General features: G+C 64.1%; 3 protein-coding genes and 1 pseudogene. All 4 read right to left on the reverse strand.

Annotated features, from left to right (window positions below):
- Positions 1 to 375 (reverse strand): annotated as a pseudogene (locus VGH54_RS04940) (cytochrome P450); the annotation flags it as partial.
- Positions 376 to 385: 10 nt separating this feature from the next.
- A complete protein-coding gene (locus tag VGH54_RS04945) occupies positions 386 to 1,378 on the reverse strand; it encodes an SDR family oxidoreductase (RefSeq protein WP_331510828.1) in 993 nt (330 codons plus the stop codon).
- The gene (locus VGH54_RS04950) at positions 1,371 to 2,504 is read right to left on the reverse strand and encodes a spirocyclase AveC family protein (RefSeq protein ID WP_331510829.1); all 1,134 of its coding nucleotides are present in this window, start codon (positions 2,502 to 2,504) and stop codon (positions 1,371 to 1,373) included. The genes VGH54_RS04945 and VGH54_RS04950 overlap by 8 nt, the downstream gene beginning before the upstream one ends.
- A 7-nt stretch (positions 2,505 to 2,511) precedes the next feature.
- On the reverse strand, positions 2,512 to 3,596 hold a 1,085-nt coding region (locus tag VGH54_RS04955; RefSeq protein ID WP_331510830.1), incomplete at its 5' end, for an ABC transporter substrate-binding protein.

Consider the following 3,596-nt stretch of genomic DNA (forward strand, 5'->3'; position numbering starts at 1 on the left):
GCCGACCAGCTCGTCCTGCCATTTCGCCAAAGACTTCTGCGAGAACGCCTTCGATACCAGCGAGCGCAGTCGCCCGTGGATCGGCTCGTCCATACCCAGCATCACGCCTTCGCCCAGCACCGGCCCGAACGCCGCGATGACCGCCGATGACGAGAACGTCTCGTTGTCGCGCAGCATTTGTTGGACGTCCTCGTGGCGGTACACGATGAACATCGGCAGGGATTCCTCGTGCGGCAGCGCTCCAGAGGTCTCGAGTCGCTGGACCGGCTCCTCGCGACGCAGTCGCGCCAGCTCGGTGTACGGGTCACGCACGTCCCCGGAAATCGCGTCGTCGAACGCGCCGAAGTCTTCCAGATCGTCGAAAAGCTGTTCCATGCTTATTTCCTCAGTTTCCTTCAGTTCCGCGGCGGCGCTTGGCCGCCATCGTCGCGAGGCGTTGCAACACTGGCTGCGGAATGACTTTCGTCGCGACCACCATTGCCTTCTGGGCGGTCGTCAACGGCCACGCCCCATCCCGCATCGAGCCCTGCTTGGGTATGCCGAGCACGACCCGCGACATGTGGTGCATGCCGATGGCAGGAAGAATCCGGCTGGACACCAACAACATTGACGCGTCCGGTCCCACCCCCCGCCGGCGGAACGGCCCGGTGTCGGCCAGCGCCTTGACCACTCCGTCGGTGAACTTCTCCGGCGACCTGGCCATCCGCATCGCGAACCGCCCGCGGCTGTTCATCGTGCTGTGCAGCCGGGCGTACGGACCGCTGAAGTCGCGATCGTCGGTGGTGCCCGCGTCGGTGATGATCTCGGTGTCGTAGGTGCCGGCCACCAACACCGTGACGCCGAGTCCGAACGGGGCGATCTCGACCGCCATTGACTCACCCCACCGCTCGAGTGCCCCCTTGGCCGCCGAGTACGGTGCGGTGGCAGGCTGACCGCGTACACCGGCCGCGCTGGACACCAGCACTATGCGCCCTTCGCCCGCTGCTCGCATCGACGGTAGCAGAGCCTGAGTGAGCGCAACCGGACCAAGAACGCTGGTGGCAAACAGTCTCTGCCACAACGCCATATCGGTCTCTTCCACCATTCCGGCAGCGGAGATTCCCGCGTTGTGCACAACCGCAAACGGTGTGCCCACGGCTTCGCCGATGGTCTTGGCGGCTGCGGTGACCGACGCGTGGTCTATCAGGTCGAGCTGAACGCCGATCAACCGGTCGTCGTCGACCGCAGCGCCGGTCGCCTCGCGCAACAGCGCCATGCCCTGCTCGGGTGTGCGCATTGCCGCGATCACGCGCCACCCCTCGCGATACAGGCGCGCGGCCGTTGCGAAGCCGAGTCCCCGGGAAGCGCCGGTGATGACGACGCTGCGAGCCTCAGTCATTCTTGCTCGCACAGGCGCCCTGACCCGGTGGTGGCGCTTCGACGTGCGGCCGGCCGTTCGGCTCCCCGCTCGCCCACGTCGACCAGATGCCCACTGAGTACGGACCCTGCGCACCGGCCTTCTCGTAAAAGCCCTGCGGGTCATACACTTTGGCTTCCGGATACGGCCACGGGCAGGCCACTGAAGTAGCGGCGTGGCTGACCTTGATGACCCAGAACCACGCGCCGTAGGCGAAGTAGGACACGTTGATGATGGCGAACATCACCAGGAAGGTGCCCAGCACCGGTCGCCTCGGGAACAGCTTCGCCTTGGCGGCAAGCTTTTCCGCCACCGACTTACCGGTGTCGTCGCGGTAACACAGAATCGCGGCAGGCACCATGACGAAGCACACCGAGAACGACTCCCAGATCAGCGGGAACTGGAACGTGGTGCCGGTGAAGATCGAGCCCCACGGAATCACCTGCGAGTAGATGTACATGCCCCAGTGGATGAGGATATTTTCCAAGAATGCGTCGAATACAAAGCCGATCGCCACGGTGAGCAGGCCCAGGCTGACCAACGGGTGTCGCGAAACATAGCTTGTGGGACCGTATTTGGCCTGCAGCTTGCGCAAGATCCACACCGCCGGGAAGTACGGGCCGAAGTAGAACATCACGTAGCCGAATACCACGAATGGTTCGACGGTCGGCGAAATCGATACCAGCGGCCACGATTCCGGCCAGTGGATCAGGTCGGGGTTGTAGACCGCGAACGGCGACCAGTTCATGATCGGGTCTTGCCACACGATCAGCGTGGTGCACAGGAACATCAACATCACCGGGCTGCCCGGATTGCGGCGCCAGCCCCTGATGAACACGACCAGCAGGATGAGCAGCGACACGACCGTGGCCGCGTCGAGGAAGCCGATGTAGTCCAGCCCGAAGGTAAACTTCACCGGGCGCGGCCGGCCGTGCACGCCTCCGTTGGCGACCCGCGGGTCGAGTACCCAGCGGCGGTTCGCGATGAAGAACAACGCGAAAGCGGCCAGCGCGGCACCGGCGATCCAGCCGCCCCAGTTGCGCTTGTGTCCGGGGGGCGGGGCCGAATCCTTGTCCGCGGCAAGCGGTGTCGATTGATTCGTACTCATTTCTTCCTCACCCTTCTTCCCCGAAGCGGTCGACGAGGTGCGAGTTGACGCCGTCGGCGTCCAAGGTGCGAGCCACCAGGTAACCGGCGCCCATCCACGCCCGGCGGGTCCACTTGCCGAACGACACACGAGTGCCGGGCGCGCCCGAGGCGGCGGGCATCATCTTGACCCGCTCCAACGCCTCCTTGACGCCGCGCGGGCTGAGCGGATGGGCGTCGGTGAATGCCCGCACGAGTGTGGCGGCAACGTCGCGATTGACAACGGTCACACAGAATTCGGGGCGACTGCCGTTGTACTTCTTCGCGTAGCTCTCGAGGAAGTCCTGCCCGATCTGATTCGCCTCGTCGTACTGATCGACACCGGTCCACCCCATGAACGCGTTCCACATGATCGGATTGACCCACGCGTTCTGCCATGCGGTGGTGGTGAAGCGCGGCGGGTCCCAACCGATGGCCTCCAGCGCGGGGTTGATGAACACGATTCCGAATCCGAATCCCAGGTGCACGATCGCCTCGGACTTTGCCTCGTGCAGCGTTTGCACCGCGGCGTTGATGTCCTGAGCCGTCTGGGCGATGGAGGCCTCCGCGACGATCCGAATACCCTTGCGCCGGCAGGCACTTCGCAGGTTCTTCAGATAGCTCTCGCCAATGAGGCTCTGCTCGACCAGAACACCGATCTCGGCGAGTCCTCGTTTGCCGATGAGATCGGCCAGGAAGATCGGCTCATCGGTCATGGATCCTTGGGGGAATGCGAACGTCCACTCGCCCAGCCAGTCGTCGGTGCCGGTCACGCTGATGGCAGGCACCTTGAACCGTTCCTCGATGGCTTCGCGCAACGGCACGCAGTTATCGGTGATGTTGGGGCCGAAGACCACGAGGCAGCCCTCGTCGACCAGTTCGCCGTACGCGTCGATTACCGCTTTGACCGAACCCTTGGGCAGACCCTCTACCTCGCGATAGATCATCTGCACGGGACGGTCCATCAGGCCCTGCTGCACCGCCTCCTCGAAAATCAGGTCGAAAGTCTGAGTGAAGGAGGCGAAGAGCTCCTCGGGGAACCCCGGCGGGAGCTTGAAGTCCATCAGATAGCCGA

The organism is Mycobacterium sp. (genome assembly GCF_036488105.1).
In the GTDB taxonomy this organism is placed as follows: Bacteria; Actinomycetota; Actinomycetes; order Mycobacteriales; family Mycobacteriaceae; genus Mycobacterium.

Coding starts and splice junctions, on each gene's coding strand:
- VGH54_RS04945 (WP_331510828.1), bottom strand. CDS start 1,378: ATGACTGAGGCTCGCAGCGTCGTCATCACCGGCGCTTCCCGGGGACTC.
- VGH54_RS04950 (WP_331510829.1), bottom strand. CDS start 2,504: ATGAGTACGAATCAATCGACACCGCTTGCCGCGGACAAGGATTCGGCC.